At 39.7% G+C, this 21764-nt stretch carries 16 protein-coding genes; 10 read left to right on the forward strand and 6 right to left on the reverse strand.

The genetic code is table 11. The features are described 5' to 3' along the window. Nucleotides 1-299 precede the first annotated feature (299 nt). Complete coding sequence (locus B0169_RS14800) at nucleotides 300-1043, forward strand: hypothetical protein (RefSeq protein WP_077287198.1); 744 nt, start codon at nucleotides 300-302, stop codon at nucleotides 1041-1043. Nucleotides 1044-1118: 75 nt separating this feature from the next. Here the strand turns inward: B0169_RS14800 and purD are convergent, their stop codons facing one another. The 6 genes from purD to prmA all read right to left on the reverse strand — a co-directional run bounded on the left by purD (nucleotide 1119) and on the right by prmA (nucleotide 7728). Continuing rightward, nucleotides 1119-2405 carry a phosphoribosylamine--glycine ligase gene (purD, locus tag B0169_RS14805; protein ID WP_077287200.1) on the reverse strand — a complete coding sequence of 429 codons (1287 nt, stop codon included), beginning with the start codon at nucleotides 2403-2405 and terminating at the stop codon, nucleotides 1119-1121. Nucleotides 2406-2472: 67 nt separating this feature from the next. Next, on the reverse strand, nucleotides 2473-3300 hold the full coding sequence (locus B0169_RS14810) for a class I SAM-dependent methyltransferase (protein WP_077287202.1): 828 nt from the start codon (nucleotides 3298-3300) through the stop codon (nucleotides 2473-2475). 270 nt (nucleotides 3301-3570) lie between these two features. Further along, the gene (gene purH, locus B0169_RS14815) at nucleotides 3571-5166 is read right to left on the reverse strand and encodes a bifunctional phosphoribosylaminoimidazolecarboxamide formyltransferase/IMP cyclohydrolase (RefSeq protein WP_077287204.1); all 1596 of its coding nucleotides are present in this window, start codon (nucleotides 5164-5166) and stop codon (nucleotides 3571-3573) included. A 212-nt stretch (nucleotides 5167-5378) separates the two neighbouring features. Further along, complete coding sequence (gene fis, locus B0169_RS14820) at nucleotides 5379-5666, reverse strand: DNA-binding transcriptional regulator Fis (RefSeq protein WP_044832893.1); 288 nt, start codon at nucleotides 5664-5666, stop codon at nucleotides 5379-5381. 5 nt (nucleotides 5667-5671) lie between these two features. After that, nucleotides 5672-6649: a tRNA dihydrouridine synthase DusB gene (dusB, locus tag B0169_RS14825; protein ID WP_077287206.1), complete on the reverse strand. Its 978-nt coding sequence runs from the start codon at nucleotides 6647-6649 to the stop codon at nucleotides 5672-5674. 197 nt (nucleotides 6650-6846) lie between these two features. After that, entirely contained in the window at nucleotides 6847-7728 is an 882-nt protein-coding gene (gene prmA / locus B0169_RS14830; protein WP_077287208.1) for a 50S ribosomal protein L11 methyltransferase, read from the reverse strand. A gap of 218 nt (nucleotides 7729-7946) precedes the next feature. Between prmA and B0169_RS14835 the strand changes: the two genes are divergently transcribed. The 9 genes from B0169_RS14835 (at nucleotide 7947) to B0169_RS14880 (ending at nucleotide 21691) form a co-directional block, all read left to right on the forward strand. Then, nucleotides 7947-8429, forward strand: coding sequence for a putative 4-hydroxy-4-methyl-2-oxoglutarate aldolase (locus B0169_RS14835; protein WP_077287210.1), 483 nt, complete (start codon nucleotides 7947-7949; stop codon nucleotides 8427-8429). Nucleotides 8430-8496: 67 nt separating this feature from the next. Beyond that, nucleotides 8497-9462: a siroheme synthase gene (locus B0169_RS14840; RefSeq protein WP_077287212.1), complete on the forward strand. Its 966-nt coding sequence runs from the start codon at nucleotides 8497-8499 to the stop codon at nucleotides 9460-9462. Between the two features lie 1157 nt (nucleotides 9463-10619). Next, the gene (locus B0169_RS14850; protein ID WP_077287215.1) at nucleotides 10620-12590 is read left to right on the forward strand and encodes a TonB-dependent receptor plug domain-containing protein; all 1971 of its coding nucleotides are present in this window, start codon (nucleotides 10620-10622) and stop codon (nucleotides 12588-12590) included. Nucleotides 12591-12609: 19 nt separating this feature from the next. Continuing rightward, entirely contained in the window at nucleotides 12610-13776 is a 1167-nt protein-coding gene (locus tag B0169_RS14855) for an HmuY family protein (RefSeq protein WP_077287217.1), read from the forward strand. 102 nt (nucleotides 13777-13878) lie between these two features. Beyond that, nucleotides 13879-14487 carry a MotA/TolQ/ExbB proton channel family protein gene (locus B0169_RS14860; RefSeq protein ID WP_077287219.1) on the forward strand — a complete coding sequence of 203 codons (609 nt, stop codon included), beginning with the start codon at nucleotides 13879-13881 and terminating at the stop codon, nucleotides 14485-14487. After that, complete coding sequence (locus B0169_RS14865; protein ID WP_077287221.1) at nucleotides 14474-14779, forward strand: DUF2149 domain-containing protein; 306 nt, start codon at nucleotides 14474-14476, stop codon at nucleotides 14777-14779. The genes B0169_RS14860 and B0169_RS14865 overlap by 14 nt, the downstream gene beginning before the upstream one ends. A gap of 12 nt (nucleotides 14780-14791) precedes the next feature. Beyond that, complete coding sequence (locus tag B0169_RS14870) at nucleotides 14792-19051, forward strand: cobaltochelatase subunit CobN (RefSeq protein ID WP_077287223.1); 4260 nt, start codon at nucleotides 14792-14794, stop codon at nucleotides 19049-19051. 343 nt (nucleotides 19052-19394) lie between these two features. Then, a complete protein-coding gene (locus B0169_RS14875; RefSeq protein ID WP_077287226.1) occupies nucleotides 19395-19931 on the forward strand; it encodes a hypothetical protein in 537 nt (178 codons plus the stop codon). Next, nucleotides 19931-21691 carry an OmpA family protein gene (locus tag B0169_RS14880; RefSeq protein ID WP_077287227.1) on the forward strand — a complete coding sequence of 587 codons (1761 nt, stop codon included), beginning with the start codon at nucleotides 19931-19933 and terminating at the stop codon, nucleotides 21689-21691. The genes B0169_RS14875 and B0169_RS14880 overlap by 1 nt, the downstream gene beginning before the upstream one ends. Nucleotides 21692-21764 lie beyond the last annotated feature (73 nt).

Below are 21764 nucleotides of genomic sequence, written 5' to 3' on the forward strand. Positions count from 1 at the left end.
GACTTGTCCCGAAGAAGTGGAGCGCATTTTAGAGATTTATCGCCCCGCGTCAACCGCTAATTGCAATTAAATTGATAAAAGTGGTTTGTTTGCTTTTTTATTGAACTATTCGGACATTAAACAGACTAACCAAGGCAATATTAAGTTTTTATTATCACATTATTTAAAGCGAAACCTAATTTTCATGTACAAATACACAGGAGATATAAAGTTATTTATACTCTATATTGTTTTGACATAAAAATAATAATATTCAAATAGCATGGATTACCACGCTATGCATACAGAGAGCATAACAAATGAAAAAACTTCTCATCTTGTTAATTCTTGCTGGCATGTCTAATGCCGTCATAGCAAAGGATATTGCTGAATACAAACAAGAACACTTAATAGCTAAGATATTAAATCAACAAGTTAAAAAACATCGATCCGTACAGAGTAGCGTGCATTCAATATTGGCAAGGTATCCTGAAAAAGTTGATGTTGTCATGGCTGTTGCACTTAAGCGCTACCCTGAAGAGTATCGTCAGATAATGGAAGGTGCTTTATCAGCAGAACCAGTACTTGCTTGTGATGTTATAGAGAATGCTATTAAAGCTAATGTCGCTCCTAGTAGTGAATTAGTGCAAATTGCTATTGAAGCTGAACCTGCTTATGCCCAAGAAATTGTAAATACGGCGGTACTGTTTAGCCCTAGCGAAATTGAAAACATTGTCCGCGTTGCTATAAAAGCTGAGCCTTATGACACCAGTAATATAGTTAATAACACGGTAACAAATCACCCAAGCAAATTATTAGATATTCTCACTGCCGCCATAACGGCTATCCCTGATCAAGCAACAAGTATCGTTAAAGGTATCTTACGTTTATTCCCTGGGCAAGCCGACACTGTTGTTGCTACAGCAGTCAATAAAAGTACTGATAATCATAATACAGATATTGTTAATGCGGCGATTGACTCTGGATTTGACAGAGACTCGGTGATTGCAGCTGCAATAGCTGGCGGGGCTAAAAAGGAAACGTTAGCTAAATTAAATAATTGATAGCTAATAATTATAGTTGATAAAAAAGCCCAAGTTAATACTGGGCTTTTTATTTAAGTGTTTGTAAATCAAAGTCTAATGTTGTTCACGCTCAATCGCACGATATGCAATATCAGTGCGGTACTCAACACCTGGCCAAGAAATTTCTTGTAATAGCTCGTAAGCACTACGTTGTGCTTGAGTGACATTATCACCTAATGCTGTTGCACAGAGTACTCGACCACCTGCGGTAACAACCTCACCTGCTTTTACACTCGTACCTGCATGGAATGTTTTACGGTCAATCGCCTTATTTTTATCAAGCCCGCAAATAACATCTCCTTTCGGGTAATTACCTGGATATCCGGCCGCCGCTAATACCACACCAACAGCGGGACGAGGATCAAAATCAATTGTAGCTTTATCTAACTCACCACGACATGCCATTATGCATAGCTCAACAAGGTCAGATTTTAAACGCATCATGATCGGCTGAGTTTCAGGATCACCAAAACGACAATTATATTCAATAACTTTCGGTGTGCCCTCATTATCTATCATTAAGCCAGCGTACAAAAAGCCGGTATAAGGTGCGCCCTCTTTTGCCATACCTTCAACAGTAGGTATGATAACTTCATTCATTGCGCGTTGGTGAATTTCAGATGTCACTACTGGCGCTGGAGAATATGCCCCCATACCACCGGTATTTGGTCCTTTGTCTCCATCATAAGCGCGCTTATGATCTTGACTGGTTGCAAATGCTAAAATATTTTTACCGTCAACCATGACAATAAAGCTGGCTTCCTCACCTTCTAAGAACTCTTCAATTACTACTCGATGGCCTGCATCGCCAAAAGCATTACCAGCAAGCATATCTCTAATTGCGTTTTCTGCTTCTTCTAGCGTCATCGCAACAATAACTCCTTTGCCTGCAGCAAGACCGTCAGCCTTAATAACAATTGGCGCGCCCTGTTGGCGAACATAGGCAAGAGCAGGTTCGATTTCAGTAAAATTCTGGTAAGCACCAGTAGGAATATTATTTCTTGCTAAGAAGTCTTTTGTGAATGATTTAGATCCCTCAAGTTGCGCAGCTTTAGCACTAGGCCCAAAAATCATTAAACCTTCAGCTTGAAAGGTGTCAACAATACCGTCAACCAAAGGCTGCTCTGGACCAACAATCGTTAAAACAACGCTGTTGTCCTTAGCAAAGTTGACTAAGGCGGGGATATCTCCGACAGAAATATTAATATTTTCTAATTTGCTTTCTGTTGCTGTACCTGCGTTACCAGGGGCAACAAATACTTTTGTTACTGAGGATGATTGTGCAGCTTTCCATGCCAACGCATGTTCACGACCGCCACTACCAATTACCAAAACATTCATGTACTTAAATTCCTAAAGTTTTAAAGCCACTACAACAAAGGCATTATGTTATAGCAGCTTTATTAGTTTATTTTACAAATTTTAATGTCATTCTATCACTTTCGCCAATCGCCATATACTTAGCCTTATCAGTATCACCTAAGCGTAATACTGGTGGTAAAGTCCATACTCCTTTTGGGTAAACAGCCTTATCTTTAGCATTAGCGTTTATTTCACTACTTGCTGCTAGGGTAAAACCCGCCGCTTTTGCTTGCTCGATAGTTTTACTTTGAGAAACATACCCCATGGCCTTTTTAGGATCGACACCTTCAGGTAGACGGTGCTCAACAACGCCTAGCACGCCCCCTTTTTTCAAGGCTTTGTAAGCATCTTTAAATGCTTGCTCAACTCCAGCATCACGCCAGTTATGTAGGTTGCGGAAAGTTAAAACCAAATCAGCGGTGCCTGCAGGTGCAAGCTCGCTCTCTTTGCGAGGAACAAAATTAGTCAACTCTACTTCGCTAAATACTGGATCACTGGCTAATTTTTTAACTAACTGCTTGCGAGAGTTACTGTAATAGTTGTCTTCGCCGGTATCAGGATAATGAGCGCCATATAGCTTACCTTTGCCTTTTACAGCAGGAGCTAAAATTTCAGTGTACCAACCACCACCTGGTGTAATTTCAACCACGGTCATTGATGACTTAAAGCCAAAAAACTCTAAAGTTTCTTTTGGATGACGAAATTCATCACGGGCTTTATTTTTTGCTGAGCGGTGCTCGCCAGAAATGGCTTGTTCAAGCTGACTTTGATGGTCAACGTCTTGATGAGCGCTGGCAAATCCTGAACATAATAGACTGGCTGAGATGATTGAGGCAGTGAAAACTTTTTTTATAGTTTGAGCTGTTGTATGCATTGTTATCTTCCATTAACGAGTAAATTATAGAGTGGCTAGCAACTGTTAAGCTTTTACCAAGGTAACAGAACTATAAACCGAATGTTAAACAGACACTATTTATAACAGATTTCTTTCAGATGTTCAGTGCAGAACGCTTCATTTTATCGACGAAAACTAGCATGTTAACTTAATCGTGTAGGCCTAAGCATTACTTAGCCTAGGCATACACCTTACTGTGACGCGGATAAGAAAATCACCTATAAGGGCTTTTCTTATCCTACTTCATCATTAATGACGGAAATGACGCATACCGGTGAATACCATAGCGATATTGTGTTCATCTGCCGCGGCAATAACTTCATTATCACGCATAGAACCACCAGGCTGAATGACAGCCGTAATTCCCGCTGCTGCTGCTGCATCTAAACCATCACGAAATGGGAAAAAAGCATCTGATGCCATAACAGAACCCGCAACCTCTAAATTTTCATCCGCAGCTTTGATACCAGCAACTTTTGCTGAATAAACACGGCTCATTTGGCCAGCACCTACACCAATAGTCATACTATTCTTAACATACACAATGGCATTCGATTTCACGTACTTTGCGACTTTCCAACAAAATTGCAGATCGCGCATTTCAGCATCTGTTGGTTGGCGTTTAGTCACTACGGTTAATTCATCAGCAGCGACTTTACCTTGGTCACGGTCTTGTACTAACAAACCACCATTTACACGTTTGTAATCTAGACCCGTAGTTTTAGCTGACCATAAGCCACAAACAAGTAAACGCACATTAGGTTTTGCAGCAACAATTTGCGCTGCGGCGTCAGAAACACTTGGTGCAATAATGACTTCAACAAACTGACGAGATACAATTGCCTCTGCCGTATCAGCATCTAATTCACGGTTAAAAGCAATAATGCCACCAAAAGCTGAAGTAGGATCAGTTTTAAAAGCACTTTCATAAGCGGCTAAAATATTATCACCAATTGCAACACCACAAGGATTAGCATGTTTGACAATTACACAAGCGGCTTCATCAAATTCTTTTACGCACTCTAATGCGGCATCAGTATCAGCGATGTTGTTATATGATAACGCCTTACCTTGAATTTGCTTAGCAGTAGACACTGACGCTTCTTCTGGATTAGCTTCTACATAAAAAGCAGCATCTTGATGTGAATTTTCACCGTAACGTAAGTCTTGAGCTTTAATAAATTGATTATTAAAAGTGCGAGGGAACTTCTGTGTTTCTTTACTTTGCGCTTCTTTGTTGCCGTATGCCGGTAACATCTTACCAAAATAGTTTGCGATCATGCCGTCGTAAGCAGCAGTATGTTCATAAGCTGCAATCGCTAAGTCAAAACGCGTTTGATAGACCAAAGAACCATTATTGTCTGCCATCTCTGCCAGTACTCGTTCGTAATCATGCGCATTAACCACAATAGTAACATCTTTATGATTTTTAGCAGCTGCGCGCACCATCGTTGGGCCGCCAATATCGATATTTTCAATTGCATTTTCTAATGAACAATTTTCATCAGCAACAGCATCAGCAAATGGGTAAAGATTTACCACAACCAAATCAATAGCACTGATATTGTTTTCGGCCATTACCGCTTCGTCCATATCACGACGCGCTAAAATGCCACCATGTACTTTCGGGTGTAAAGTCTTAACACGACCATCCATAATTTCTGGGTGGCCTGTATAATCAGATACTTCCGTTACTTTTATACCATTTTCAGCCAATAATTTGGCAGTACCACCCGTTGATAAAAGGTCAACACCTTTTTCTGATAGCGAGCGAGCAAATTCTACAATACCGGTTTTATCTGAAACACTTAATAGTGCACGTTTGATTGGGCGTGGTGTATGCATGGTTTTTCTAATTACCTATAAATTAAAATGGTTGTCTGGCCTATGACACATGTCCTTGGCAGTGAGCTTAGCGCTTTATCGCGTCCTTTATCATTGATATGCGATATTTACTTTGCGGGATAAAAGTTGACTAATTGGATAACTTTTATATCCCTAAAAACAAAAAAGCACCCGAGGGTGCTTTTAATTGACAGGCTAGCCTGTCGTATTTCTTAGTTCATGCCGTATTTTTTTAACTTTTTACGTAATGTACCACGGTTGATGCCTAATAAGTTTGCCGCGCGGGTTTGGTTACCACGCGTGTATTGCATGACTTCTTCAAGCATTGGCGCTTCAATTTCTGAAAGTACAAGGTCGTACATATCATCAACGTCATTACCGTTTAACTGAGACAAGTAGTTTTTAATAGCTACTTTTGCTTGTGTGCGTAAAGGCGATGCCTTTGTCTGAGTTTGTAAATCACCGGTAATAAATGGAGAGGAAATATTTTGTTCAAACATAAAGTTCAGACTCTTTCTAAAGTTAAATTATCAAAATACATAGTTAATGCGTCAAGTTGTTCAGTAACTGACTCGAATGCATTAAAAATAGAGCGAAACGATTTTCCTTGTTCATGCGTTTGCATGTACCAAGAAACATGTTTACGGGCAAAGCGTACACCCATAAAGTCACCGTAAAAGTTGTGTAATTCCATTACATGCCCAATTAACACTGAGCGCACTTCATCCATAGAAGGAGCAGACAAATGCCTACCCGTTTTCAAAAAATGATTAATTTCTCGAAAAATCCAAGGTTTCCCTTGGGCACCACGGCCAACCATAATGGCATCAGCCCCAGTGTAATTAAGCACCTGTGCCGCTTTTTCCGCACAAGTAATATCGCCATTAGCAACAATAGGTATACTCACCGCTTGCTTAATTGCTTTTATGGTGTCGTACTCCGCATCGCCTTTATAAAAGTCGTTACGTGTACGGCCATGAACAGCAAGTGATTGAATACCGTTATGCTCAGCGATATTGGCTATTTCAATACCATTGCGAGTGTTTTCACACCAACCAGTTCGAATTTTCAACGTTACCGGAATATCTACCGCATTAACCACAGCTTTTACAATTTGCTCGACTAAAGCGGGTTCTTTCAATAACGCTGAACCTGCTAATTTTTTGTTTACCTTTTTTGCTGGGCAGCCCATATTGATATCAATAATCTGTGCACCGCTATCAGCATTAAACTTGGCAGCAAAAGCTAATTCTTCAGGATCAGAACCGGCAATTTGCACCGACCGTATACCTGCTTCTTCGCTATGTTCCATCCGACGTTGAGATTTACCGGTATTCCACACTTTTGGGTTAGATGACATCATTTCTGATACAGCTAAACCTGCCCCCATCTGACAACATAATTGTCTGAATGGTTGGTCGGTAATTCCCGCCATGGGTGCAAGCATAGTATTGCTCGCTAATGTGTATGGACCTATCTTCACGCTGGTGTTTTTTTGAGCTACTAGTCAAAAGGGCGCTAAGTTTACGCGTTTTTTTTAGGATTGAAAAGGATATAAATTGACCAAAAAGCGCTTTTTTTCACGTTTTTTATATTGACTTTTTATAAAGTGTTGATGCGAGCAGTTTCTGTACAAATTGATAACAAAAGCTGCTCATTTTTTAAGACATTTAGCGTTGACTATTTACGAATACCTGATAAACGCACCCATTCATCTTGCACCGCTACCGCATCCATCTGACAATATTCGCCATAAATAGTTTGTAATTGCTCTGCCTGCTCTTCCAAAACACCAGATAATGCAAGTACGCCATTGCTAGCAACATATTCAATAATCACTGGAGCAAGTTCACGTAATGGCCCTGCTAGGATATTTGCCACGACAACGTCGGCTTTAAATTCGGGCTGATCTTTAGGTAAGTATAATGCTAAGCGATCTTCGCATTGGTTACGCTTTGCGTTTTCTAAACTAGCTTGCAATGCTTGTGGGTCGATATCAATACCAATAACTTTCTTCGCGCCCAATTTAAGCGCAGCCAGTGATAAAATACCTGAACCACAACCAAAATCGACTACGGTTTTACCTTCAAGATCTAAACCATCGAGCCAAGTTAAACATAATGCCGTTGTTGGGTGTGTGCCAGTACCAAATGCTAAGCCGGGATCGAGCATCACATTTACTGCTGTTGGATCAGGTACATCACGCCAGCTTGGGCAAATCCATAGGCGTTGACCAAACTTCATCGGATGAAAATTGTCCATCCATTCACGTTCCCAATCTTTATCTTCAAGCTGTTCAAGCTTATAAGCCATTTTATCTTTATCTGGGTGAATACCTTTTAAGTAATTCAGTACCTTATCCATATCATGGCTAGCATCGTATAGCCCCATAACTACGGTATTATTCCAATAGATAACTTCATCACCAGGCAGAGGCTCATATATAGGTGTATCTTTAGCATCAATAAAGGTGACAGCTTGTGCACCACAGGCACTTAGCCAATCACTATACTTTTCTGCCGTCTCTTCATTCGCACTTAATCTAAGCTGGATCCAAGGCATGTTTAATCTCATCAAAAAATTTTCGCTAGTTTATCATTCTATATCGAGACAGAATAGCCACTTTAACTAGATACTAACGGTTCAAAAACTTTCATGGGCTAAATCGTAGACGCGAGTAAAATAAATAAGCGTAATACTCACTATTGCGTCTGTTAACAGATCCCAGTTCAATGTTCTGATAAAGTGATATTGCACTCATTCATTATATAAGGATACTTATGCTAGATTTACTGCCTGATTTATTTGATATGCATGCCGACAAGCTTTCATTGGCACAGCCGATTTTTAATGACTATGGCGGCAAAAAGTTATTTCACGGTGAAATAGTGACGGTCAGTTGTTATAACGACAACTCGAAAGTGAAAGAACTGGTGGCCACTGATGGCAGAAATAAAGTCATGGTTGTTGATGGCAAAGCAAGCCTTACAAATGCTTTGCTCGGTGATATGCTTGCTGAACAAGCCGTAGAAAACGGTTGGCAAGCAATCATTATCAATGGTTGTATACGTGATGCCGGCACTATTGCTACATTACCACTGGCAGTAAAAGCCCTTGGTTGTTGCCCAATAAAAACTGAAAAATTAGGTAAAGGTGAAATTAACAGCACTATTAACTTTGCTGACCTAACCTTTATTCCAGGTCAATATATTTATGGTGATAGTAATGGCTTAGCTATCAGTAAAGCACTATTATCTTTTTAAAATAAATGTGAATAACAAAGCCGTTAGACATATTATAAGTAGAGCTAAACCATAGAGTATTATAACAATGAAATATTTCCCTATTTATCTAGACGCCAATTACATCAACGCCATGATAATAGGTGGTGGCGAAGTTGCTGCCCGTAAGATTGATTTATTATTAAAATCAACCACCAAAATTACAATTATGTCTGAAACACTTAATGCTAGTGTTGAACGTTTAGTCAATTTGCACAAGTTAACTTGGCTCAAGCATAACTATCAACCGGGACACCTCAATAATTATAATATCGTTATTGCAGCAACCGACAGCTGTGAAGTTAATAGCGCTGTCGCAGCAGAAAGCAGCCAGTTAAAGTTACTTACTAATGTTGTTGACCAGCCAGAACTGTGTAATTACATCACGCCAGCGATAATTGATCGTGCCCCAATGATTATTGCCATGTCTAGCTCGGGTAGCGCCCCCATACTCCTGCGCATGCTCAGAGAGCAAATTGAAAAAACACTCCCTAATGGCTATGGTAAATTAGCTGATTTTTCATTTAAGTTCAGAGATCATGTCAAAGCACGCGTTAAAAGTATACGTGACCGTCGTTCGTTCTGGGAGCAGACATTACGTGGTGGTATCGGACAGGCTATTTTAGACGGCAATACAATTCAAGCCGAGCAACAACTCATTGCCAGTTTACAAAAACAAACACCACCACCTGAAGGTGAAATTGTCTTTATTCATACCGGTGACGGTAATCCTGACAACTTAACACTGAATGCGCACAAAGAAATGCAGTTTGCTGATGCTGTATTTTACGATCAAGAGGTCAATACAGATATCATAGAATATATCAGACGCGACGCTAGCAAGTTTCCTCAAGATATATCATCAAGTATTTTAATCAATGTTCAACATGCTTTGGATCTCGCAGAGCGTGGTGAAAAAGTGATTTACCTGCTTGATGGCACAACAGAGCTGCCAAGCAATCAAGCCTTAGCTGAAAGCTCAATTCCTAAAAAACATTTATACAGCGGCTGTTAATATTGCAAAACAAACGCGTAAAAATACACTTTACAGCCCGGACGATAAAAATGACTACAAAGTAGCGCTGATCTTTCCTTGTCAGTATTTATCTAAATCATGGTGCAACAAGCATATGAGTGATTATCAACCACCTAAAGCTATGAAAATAGCTACACTTTAGCTTTTGAGCTACCTAGGCAACAAGTGCAATGGCGACGAGTAACATAAATAGCGCAGCGGCATCTAAATAATTAGAGATCGGATTAGCAACAGTCAATTGATTATCATCTTGCATAAATAACTCCAGGTTAAAGTTGATTGCTATATGTAATACTATAGAGCGGGCTACAGCACATTAAGTTCCGGGCTTTACCATTCATTACATTCAAATTATCTTGAACTACTTATATAGATAGGCGCTTTTAGCAAACTATTTCACTTAACTTGCCTCAGAATATTTTTGATTGACTATAGATATATACCCAAACCACATGAAAATACAGGATTTTGCAAGTCGAAAAAGGTTTAGTACCAAGGCATTGATTGAAGAGAATGCTTGTTCCATTGTCAAAATCAATAACGCCGGAGGTGGCCCTTTATCGCCTTGCCCTGCGGGAGCTAAGCTAGAAAAACAGTACAACGTTGCATACATGGATGTATGTACTTAGCTTTTGTCTGGAGCAAAAAAGCTGTACAGCGCTTGATAAGGTTCCCACAGGGATGTAGGGCATTAGGATAATGCAGGCGCTATTATCGAGAATAACCATTATCTGTGTGCTGCGCCTTGCTCTGATTTCCTAGCTTAACGCTGAAACTGCATTTCCAAGTGGCTTGGGTATAGTCATTATATTGGCTAGCAATATGAAAGTGCTAACGGTGAATGACAGTCAAGTCACTGAGCATAACGAACAAGGGGTTCAACAGTAGAGCTCAGAAAGATTGATACCACTGCACTGAGCTCACTGGTATCGACTTTTCATCGTAAATGAACAAAATAAAAAGTTGTATTTATAGGTACATTTCACATAACAACAAGCTTTTTAATAAACCATCAGCGCACTCAGCAAAAATGTAATACAAGAGAATGAATAATTTAGCTTGCTATTTATTCCTCTTACCATTACGATCGCAACCGATAATCATTCGCATTTAGATTCCTATTGGTATTAATAAACATGTATATTAAAGCTAGCCTCTCGGCGCTAATTTTGGCCTTGCCTATTGAAACAATAGCGCAAGTAACGCCAGACAAAGAGCAAACCGAACATATCGTTGTTACCGGCACCCGCACAGCAAAATTATTAAGTAACTCCCCTGTTTTAGTGGACGTTATTGACGGTGAAATTATTTCGAAAATCAGTCAAGGCACATTAGCGCAAGCGCTTAATTATATTCCGGGTGTGGTAGTAAAACGTAGTGCTAAAGACGGCTATAACATTCAAATGCAAGGCTTTGATGGTGACCATGTTTTAGTACTTATTGATGGTCAGCCAATTATTAGTCCAACAGGATCTTCAGCAGATTTAGACCAAGTGCCTGCCAGCAATATCGCTCAAATAGAGGTTATTCGTGGTGCTGCATCTGTCATGTACGGTAGCTCGGCAATGGGAGGAGTAATTAATATAATTACCAACAAAACAAACGAACCAGCGCTTAATCTTGATTATGATATTAGTCAGTATCAAGGCAATACCATCGAAGATGGTGACTTCAACCATACTGTAAAAATACAGGCTATTGATATATTTTCCGGCTGGCGTACGCAGTTAAATGCCTTAATTATTGATGATCAAGGTTACGATTATAATCGTGATACGGTTAATCAAAATGCCGCTAGTGTCGATAAAAAGTTTCTCACGTTAAGTACCAGTAAAGATCATCAAGTTATTGCTACCACGTTCAAGTACCAATGGTTAAATGATAAAAAGCTCAGAGATACTTCAATCATTCCTGGGCAAAGTGAGATTATTAATTATCAAACAGATGTCACACAACATCAATTAGATATTGGTGTTAACAGCATTAGAAATAAGCTTTCGCCTTGGCAAATTAACGGCCGTTATATCAATCATCAAGAAACTAGCGGCCAGTCAAATAGTATTCGTGATACCGATATTGTATTAGCAGAAATTAACGGCCAAAAAGTATTTCAAATTCAGAATATTGAACTGGTAACCGGTGGTGTTATTCATACTGATAGCTTAGATCAGATTAAACCTAATGAAGGCATTATCGAAATAGAGAATGAAAATCGTCACAGTATCGAAGTTTTCACGCAAGGTAACTGGATTAAAAAAAATCATCAAATATTGGCTGGTATGCGCAGCCAGTATGATTCAGATTTTGGCTGGCATAATGCGCTGCGTCTAAGCGCAATGAAAAACTTCACTTTCGAATCAGGAAAGTTGCAATGGCGTGCAGGTATAGGCCAGAGTTATCGAGTGCCAAATTTAAAGGAGCGCTTTTATACTTTTGACCACACTGCACTAGGTTATAAAGTACTTGGTAATAAAGATTTACAACCAGAAACAGCCGACTCAATTAATTCAAGCTTAAGCTTTAATACCACTTTAGCTAACAACACCCTTGATTTGCGCAGTGATATAAGTGTGCATTACTCCAAAACAACCGATCTTATCGATCCAATTGTTGATGACAAACTATCTGCTGAACAAGGCATCGAAGTTCATCAATATCAAAACATCAGTGAAGCGACAATTCATGGTCTAGATATCAGCACTGAACTTACGTTAACCGATTGGCAGTTACAACTAAATTACAGTTACTTAACCAGTGAAGATGACAACAATAAACGCTTATTTTCTCGTCCACGTCACCAAATAAAATTCAATGTAAATTACGACCTAGATGCCTACGACATTGAACTGATTGCTTACGCGGTATATCAAGCGGATGAAGCCGTACCTGAGGACGAATTTGGGGTAAAGAAACATGTTGAGAATAATCAATACACCACATTTAACGCGGTGATGAACCAAGCAATAACGCCTCAATTATCGTGGCGCATTAGCGTCGACAATATTTTTGATGAACATAAAAACCCAGCAATAAATAACGAAACTTCATTTGATGCAAGACCTGTTAGTAGTCGCACTATCGGTGCAGGCATTAGCTACCAATTTTAAGATAACTTCGGAGACCAACATGAACACAACATTTTTTACACCATTTAAATTAACTAGCTTGGCATTATGCGTATTATTAACGGCTTGTGGGGGTAGCGACAGCTCAAGTAACGATACCACACCAGAGCCAACGCCGACACCAGAACCAACACCTACCTCGCCAACACAAGGTGCGATTAATGGTCCTTTTAGTACTGGTAGCGTTAGCGAGCCTGCTTTTGTTTACTATGACTTAGATACACAAGCCGTTTTAGAACTCAGCACAGAACAAGCCGCAAACGATACCGCATGGGATATTGCTTTTAAACGCAGTGGCATTTATTTGAATCAGCATAGTGATAATACCGTTAAAGCACATGCTACGGGTAATAATAGTGAATTCTTTAATGCTGACGGCACAGCAATCGCTGCCAGTTTTATTGCTGCAAACGCTGACACTGAATTAGACGATTACTTAGCGGTAACAACCAGTGATATACCAACAGATGACAGTAAATTTATTGGCGATGTAACATCAAATATCATTGAAGGTTTTTACGATTACAATACAACAACGCATGTTGTAACTGCCGCTGATAGCCATTACTTTATTACGCAATCTGATGACGCTTTTGCTAAGTTTAGAGCCACTGATATTGTTACTGCCGGTAGAGGTATTGGCCAAATCACCTTCAAAACAGCTTATCAAGGTGTGGGTGATGTAGCATTCTCAGCAGAACAAGAGCTGGTTATCGACGCCGCGCTCACTTGTTCAGGTGATGTAAGTCATGTTTACATTGATTTTGACACCAACCAAGAAGTAACCATGGCTGATGAATGGGATATTAACTTGCCATGTGTTGCTGATAAAACCGCTGCTGATTTTACCATTAATATTGCTGATGATGCTCAAGCTCTACAAGACTTTGATAACAGCTATGATGCCATTGATCCCGCTGCAGCTTCATTCTATGAATTCCAAGCAAACAGCCATACCGTAAAAGCTTTTGATAACACACCTTGGTATCAATATGCCCTCAATGGTGGTCATTTATTATGGTCACAATTTGATATCTACTTAATAAAAACACCAAGCAAGGTACATAAACTACAAATAACAAGTTACTACAATGCTGACGGTGTTTCAGGCAACATCAGCTTCAGAGCTGATGAAGTCACTGAACTTGCCGGCGAAGCCAGCAACTAATAATAAAGAGTAAACCTCATACTCAAGGTGCCCCCCCTCTCCGCACCTTGAGTCCCTGACTCTCCCTTATTAAATTTACCTTAATACCGCTAGGAAAATATTATGATCGCTCTGATCGAACAAACCATGTACCAGCTGTCAGATTTTTTTATGGCGCCAGTACTTTGCCTTATTGCGCTACTTTTTGTTTATTCACTATTTGCTACAGGCCAATTTTTTAGTCAAACAATGCAGCGCCGCCGTCACTATCGTGCATTTATCCAATTACTCAATAACGACTTAGGCAGTAAACCTGAGTTGGTGCTAAACGGTTATCCCATGGCAAACTTAGCAAATGAAATACCTAATATCAGCCAAGATCAACTCGATGTCGCAGCACTAAAAGAGCTAGAAGGTGTCCGTAACGTTAGCCGACTTGCGCCAATGTTAGGCTTAATAGCGACAATGATCCCGATGGGACCAGCCTTAAAAAGCTTAGCCGATGGCAATATTCAAGGCATCAGTGAAAACTTAATCGTCGCATTCTCCGCCGTTATTTTTGGTCTTATTATCGCGTCAATTACTTTTTGGATAGCTTCAGTGAAAAAGCGCTGGATGGTTGAAGAACTTGTCGCATTAATGCCACTTATTAATAGCGAAGCGCCAGCAATCAATCAACAAACACTCGCCTTACCTGTACAAGCTGTGGAGAAAAACTATGAGGTTGCTTGATGAAGATGAAGGTATTAACCCGGCACTGTCGGTGGTTAATTTAGTCGATGTATTTTTAGTGTTAGTGGCAGCTTTATTAATTGCCATTGCACAAAACCCATTAAATCCTTTTCTTGCTGAAGACGTTACAGTGATTAAAAACGAAGGCAAAGAGAATATGGAAATTATTGTCAAAAAGGGCAATACCATCGAGAGCTTTAAAAGTGATGGAAAAACAGGCGCAGGTACAGGTAAAAAAGCCGGTACCGCATACGAAATGGCCGACGGCAGCATGATTTACGTTAAAGAGTAGCGATATTATCCAATGAACAATCTTTTAATTAAAATTTCCATCTTATTGTTTTCTGCTATCGGCTTTATAGTTAGCGCCCTAGCTAGTGATGTTAGCCCTAAAAAGTCAACAACCACAGTAAACAACAAGCACAGTGTACTTTTTGTCAGCACCGCCCATACCAACACAGCAAAAATAACGCTACTAAAAACCGTTGCTGAGAAAAAGCTCGACTCAAACTGGAATATTCAACAGCAATCAGCAAAGTCATTATTAGAAACAGCGAGTCAAGCCGATTCATTAGCTGCAATTTTCAATCAATATGATCTGGTAATTCTTGATGCGGTATCTGTACGTGAAGCCAGTGCTGCTTTTGACAATTATGCCGATGCCATCAGCAAAGTAGATAGTGCGGTGGTCGCCTTTAGTTATTTACAAAATACTAAATTGAATAAAGCCTTAAACATTGAAAAAGCGAGTACTTTACAAGCTTATTGGATGAATGCTGGACGTCGTAATCTTGATAACATGCTATCGTATATAGCTGCCAACATAATCAAAAAACCTTCTAATAATTCAGCTTTGATCGACAGTTCAGCCGTGCCTGCTCCGATCATATTTCCACATCAAGGCATATATCACCCTGAACTGCCCAACTTAATCATCAACGACTTAGTTGAATATAAAAAACGCCGTTCGGCAAAGCCACAGCAACCTAAGATAGCAATATTATTACAACGCGCATTAATAGAGTCTGAGCAAACGCAATTAATTGATGCCACCATTGCCCAACTAGAAGCCAAAGGCGCTTACGTTGTACCGTTCTTTTTCAAACTAAGCCCTGTTACCAACGACTATAGCCATTTGCTACAATTGCCAATCACTAAAGATGGCCAGGTTGTTGGTCAACAAACCGATGTTGATTTAATCATCAACTTTCGTAACATTCATTGGGCTAATCAACGTAAAGTCGAGTTTGAAAAATTCAATGTGCCAGTCATGCAAGCAATGACTTATTATTCTGGTGATAAAGAAACATGGGAAGCTGATATGCAAGGTGTCAGCGCCAATATGATGTCATTCACTTTAGTACTACCAGAAAACGCCGGCGTGATTGATCCGATGATCGTGGCCGCAATGAACATGGCAGATCAAGAAATTGAAGTTATTGACTACCAACTAGAGCACCTAGTGAACAAAGCTATTAATGTCGTTAATTTAAAATACAAAGCCAATAAAGATAAAAAGCTCACCCTATTTGTTTGGGGCGACAAAGATGTTGGTGCGTCATTTATGAATATCCCTAAAAGTATTGAAGCCATTAGTCAGCGCTTAGCTAATGAAGGCTACAACACCGCAGAACGTGATGCAGAATATTTTGTTGCCAACGCCAAGAAAATTCTCGACCCTTTCTATCGTGATTATCAATTAACCGAATTGTTAGATAATGACTTAGCCGAGTTAATGCCGATTGATGACTATTTAAGCTGGTTTAATGCCCTGCCAACTGAGTTAACGCAAAAAATAACTGACCATTGGGGCAAGCCGCAAGACAACTTTATGGCCGTAGAAAAAAACGGTAAGCACTTTTTTATCCTGCCACGGATTCGCAACGGCAATATGCTGATCATGCGACAACCACCGCGTTCTGATAGTAAAAATGACGAAAACATGATTTATCACCAAGGTTTAGTGCCTATCAATCATTTCTACCTTGCCGCTTATTATTATGCCCGCGAGTATTGGCAGTCAGACGCTATTGTGCATTTAGGTACTCATGGTTCACAAGAGTATTTAGGCGGAAAAGAGCGGGGGTTATCTATTTATGACCAAGGTAATTTGGCGGTTTGGGATACGCCCGTGGTGTACCCATTTATTGTCGATGATGTTGGAGAAGCGATGCAAACCAAACGCCGTGGCCGCGCTACTGTAATTTCACACATGACACCACCATTTGCTGCTGCCGGATTAGAAGGCGAGATTCGACATTTGCATGAATTAATGCATCAATATAAACAACTCGACCAAGGTGGCGTAAAACAAAAAACAGCCGTGCAATTAACCCAGTTATGCTTTGATACCAATATCTGTAAAGACTTAGCATGGGAACAAGCACAAATTGAGCAAGCGTTTGATGAGTTTATCGACGCCTTGCATATTCACTTAGAAGCGTTAGCAACGGCTAACCAGCCACTCGGTTTACATACTTTTGGTTATATTCCAGAACAAGCCTTAACGATATCAACCTTAGTACAAATGCTGGGCAACGACTTTACTGCACGAGCGAGTGAGTTTGAACATGAATACTATACCGCTAGCTTAACTGGTGAAGATAATGAAGATGACAGCGATAATCATAGTCATACTTACCATGAAAAGAACCATGATGAGGGTAATAAGAAGAATGATGATAAGAGTCTTGATACATCGGCAGAAAACGACATTACTCGCTTATCAGGTTATTTAACCGTTAAAAACTACATTACCGCTGCTGCCGCTGAATCAGCCGAACGCCCGATACCCGTTAACGAATTAACAACAGAGCTACAAGCTGACATTGTACGAGGTAAAGCACTATATAAAAGCATGACTAGCATTCATGAGCTAGATGCCATGGTTGATTTTTTGAGTGCTAAATATATTCCAGTCAAATCAGGCGGCGATCCTATTCGCCATCCTGAATCTTTAGCTACTGGCTATAATTTATTTGGCTTTAATCCTGCTCGGGTTCCTACTCAAGCGGCTTATGAGCAAGGTAAAGAACTAACAGAAAAGATGATCGCTAACTACTACCAAAAACATCAACGTTATCCAGACAAAATGGCCTTCTCATTATGGTCAATTGAAACTATGCGTCACTACGGTGTGCTAGAATCACAGGTGTTATATGCCATGGGAGTTAAACCTATATGGAGTAAAAGCGGTCGCGTTAGCGGCACCGAAATAATTCCCTATAGTGAATTAAAGCGCCCACGTATTGATGTCGTGGTCTCAGCCACAGGGCTATACCGTGATGCTTTTCCTAATGTTATGCAAATGTTAGCAAAAGCGGTCAATCAGGTAGCGGCATTAAAAGAAGACAACAACTCGATTTGGCAAAATAGTGAAAAAGTAAAAGCAGATTTACTGGCCGAAGGTGTTGATGAAAAAGAAGCAGAGTATTTATCCACTATTCGAATTTTCTCAAATCAATCAGGAGATTATGGTACCGGCATTGATGATGCTGCTTGGGCCAGTGATACGTGGGAAAATGATAAAAAAATATCAGATAACTATCTAGGTAAAATGGGTTACTTCTTCGGTGCCGACAACAGCCGTTGGGGACAAAAAGCGGCAAATACTGACGGTAAAGAAGTACAGCTTTACGCCAAACAATTATCAGGCACTGACATCGCCATGTTTGCTCGTTCTTCAAATCTATTTGGCATGTTAAGTACTGATGACCCGTTTGAGTACTTTGGCGCACTCAGCCTAGCGGTACGCAATATTGATGGTAAAAGCCCTGATATGGTAATAGCCAACTTACGTGACGCTAAAAACGCCAAAGCCGAAGATGCCGGTTTATTTCTTGCCAAAGAATTACGTACTCGCATGTTCCACCCGCGTTGGATAAAAGAATTACAAAAAGAAGGTTACTCGGGTGCTGTGTCATTAGCCTCAAAAATGGATAACTTTTTTGGCTGGCAAGTCGTTGATCCTAACCTGATCAGAAACGATCAATGGGATGAGTACCTAGACATTTATGTTAATGACAAACTCGACCTAAAACTCGACCAATGGTTTAAAGATATTAATCCTGCCGCCTTCGCCCGTATGATGGAGCGTATGCTCGAAGCAGAGCGTAAAGACTATTGGCAAGCAGACCCTGAACGTTTAAAAAAACTGGTTGAACAATACGTTGCTGTGGTTAATAGCAATGACTTAGTGATTTTAAATGACGCGGTAAAAGCGCATGTAAATGAACTAGCTGAAGGTTTTGGTTTAGCGCCACTGGCCGCAAAAACTCTTGAAGCAATGGCCGCTAGCGCAAAAGCCCAGCAAGCGAAGAACAACCAACAACTTGCCGAAAAAAATCTAGAGAAAAAAGATGACTCTTCGGCGGAAACTAAACCAGAACAGCAAGTTGAAGGACAAAAACTTGATAAACAAAGCGCACAAACTGTAGAACCAAACGACTTCATCTACTATAGCTTAGCGGGCTTATTCTTGTTTATTGGCTGTGGCGCTATTTGGCAAACTCGCCCCGTTAAAAATAATAAAAAGTCACTATTTACTTATAGCACAAATGTTTAACCATAAGCCCTAAACAAAAGCAGTACAACAGTGTCATTTTTATTGACTACTGCAAGCTAAAAGGCCGTAACACTCGTTGCGGCCTTGCAACCTTTACTTAACACACCATCTCAGCACTCAATGATTCCACGCTAAACTATTTCAATGTGCTTTAGCGAGCACTCATTATCCAGAGTTCAGGTTAAATAACCATATCGTGTGCAATTTATAGACAACTCTTGGGAAGTGTAATAACCTGACAAGAGCTTGGTTTATAATAACTAAATAACTTGAAACAGGTTATTTGGTAATTTTGAGTTACACTGAAATAAAGAGAAAAATCTACTAAAATGGAATGTTATAGATGCCAAATAATAAAAACAGTAAACAAGAGCAACAACCAGATGTCGCTCCAGTAAATGAACTTGACCAACTTCGGCAAATTGTTTTTGGCGCAGCTGAGCAACAATTAAAGCAACAAATTACCTCAACACGCAACGACATCGAGCAAGCGTTAAGTAAACAAAATAACGCTTTCAATGATCGTCTACTACAAATGCAAGACAGCATAAACCAACGATTTTCTGAGCTTGAGCAAAAACTACAACTTTTTGATAAGAACCATGACGATAACGAAGCATCAATTGAGAAAAACCTTGCCAGTTTATCATCAGAGCATGAAATGTTTGCTAGCGCTACTCAACAAGACTTTAAAAATATAGAACAAGCATTAGATACTGAGAGTCAGTCGCTTACCCGTAACTTCAATGATCAACTTGCACAATTAAAAGTTCATCTAGAATCAGTTTCAAAAGACTTAACCTCATCGAAAACTGACAGAAAAACACTCGCTAAATTACTGGCTACAATGGCAACCAATTTAGAAGACGACCAATTATAATGCCAACTGATGCCGCTACAGATCATGCTGACTCAGAGCAACAATTAGAAAAAGTACGCACCCTGCTCTTGGGGAAAGAAAATAGTAGAATAACAAAAAGCATACAAAAAGATGCTCGTAGCTTAGTCGCTGATGTAATTACAGAAGCCTTACATGACAGGCAAAAAAAAGATAATTCAGTTAATAAAGTACTGCAACCATTCGTCGAAGAGTCGGTTAAACAATCAGTTGCTCACAATAGTGAACAATTAGTTAGCTCATTATATCCCCTTGTTGGTAGCTTAGTTAGAAAGTCTGTTGCTGCTTTTCTCAGTGACTTTATGGAAAAAACTAATCAGCTACTCGAAAATAGTTTAACCATAAAAGGCTTAAAGTGGCGCTTTAAAGCACGGCAAAGCGGTGTGAGTTATGCTCAATATGCCGCATCACAAACCTTTGTTTACCGTGTAGAGCACGTGTTTCTTATTCATAGGGAAACGGGTCTTTTATTAAATACTGTCGCTCTAGAGCATGAAAGTAAAAGTAACGCGGATATAGTTTCAGCCATGCTAACCGCAATTAATGATTTTGTTGGCGACTCATTTTTAAGCGATCAAGAAGGTCAAAAAGAACAACTACAATCGGTCAGTACCGACAATTTTAACTTACTAATAAAGCCTGGGCCTAGTGCACTAGTGGTAGCCGCGGTAAGTGGCAATCCACCGCAAAGTATCAGCAATCAACTACAACTAACACTAGAAAATATCCATAGTTTATATTTCGATGAACTTAATCGTTTCAATGGCGACAATAAAGACTTTAATAGCGCCGATAATTTATTGCGCGACTGTCTATTATCAGAACAAAAAGAAATCGTAGCCAAGCAGAAAAAAACACCTTGGTTGGCTTGGTTGATCGTATTCTTAGTTGTTATTTACGTGGGATATCAATCTTTTAATTGGTTTAAAAGCGCACAATTACACGAAAAAATAATGCAATTAGATAGTCAGCCAGGGATCATTATCAAGCAACTAAAAATAAAGCAGCTTGATGACATTACCTTAGATGTATTACGCGATCCTGATGCTTTAAATATTCATGATTGGTTGAAAGACAATGCGTTAAACCCCGCACAACTGACGATTACTGAACGTAACTACCACTCACTTGACCAACAAATATTACAACAACGAGCACAGCGTATTGTGTCAGCATACCCAAATATCAGTGCCAGCTGGAAAAACCACAGCCTGATGCTTACAGGCACCATAGATTTAATAAAAACCGAACAACTACGCAACACATTAGCCATTGCCGGCTTCACCGAAGGAGAGAACCTAAACACTGAACAATTAAATTTAGCCTCTAATACCCCTTCATCAACCCACAAAGAAATTAAGCAACAACTGTTTGAGCAATTGGTTGGCCGCATAGCATCAATTCAACTTAACTTTTCTGTGGCTAGTGAAAATATCACCCCACAAATGCAGTCATCATTGCAGCGACTCTATTTGTATATTCAACAATTAACGCCAATAGCTAAAGAGCTTAATATTGATTTTGGCTTACTCATTTTAGGCAGTAGTGATAACACCGGTAATAAAAGCACCAATAACATTCTCAGTATGAAAAGAGCAAACAACACCGCGGAAATATTACAGCGCAAAGGAATAGCGAAAGATAGAATGTATGTGGTTGGTTTGGGGCAAATAGATATTAAAAACATTAGCAGTACAGCAAGAAGTGTCATGTTCAACGTAATTTATAATAGTCACAACTAAGTAGCCAAACTCAGGATAAATAAAATAATAAGGTGACACTGTTGTAAATAAGAGTAGTATTTTAAAACGTACA

The sequence above is a fragment of the Cognaticolwellia aestuarii genome (genome assembly GCF_002000025.1).
GTDB lineage: Bacteria > Pseudomonadota > Gammaproteobacteria > Enterobacterales > Alteromonadaceae > Cognaticolwellia > Cognaticolwellia aestuarii.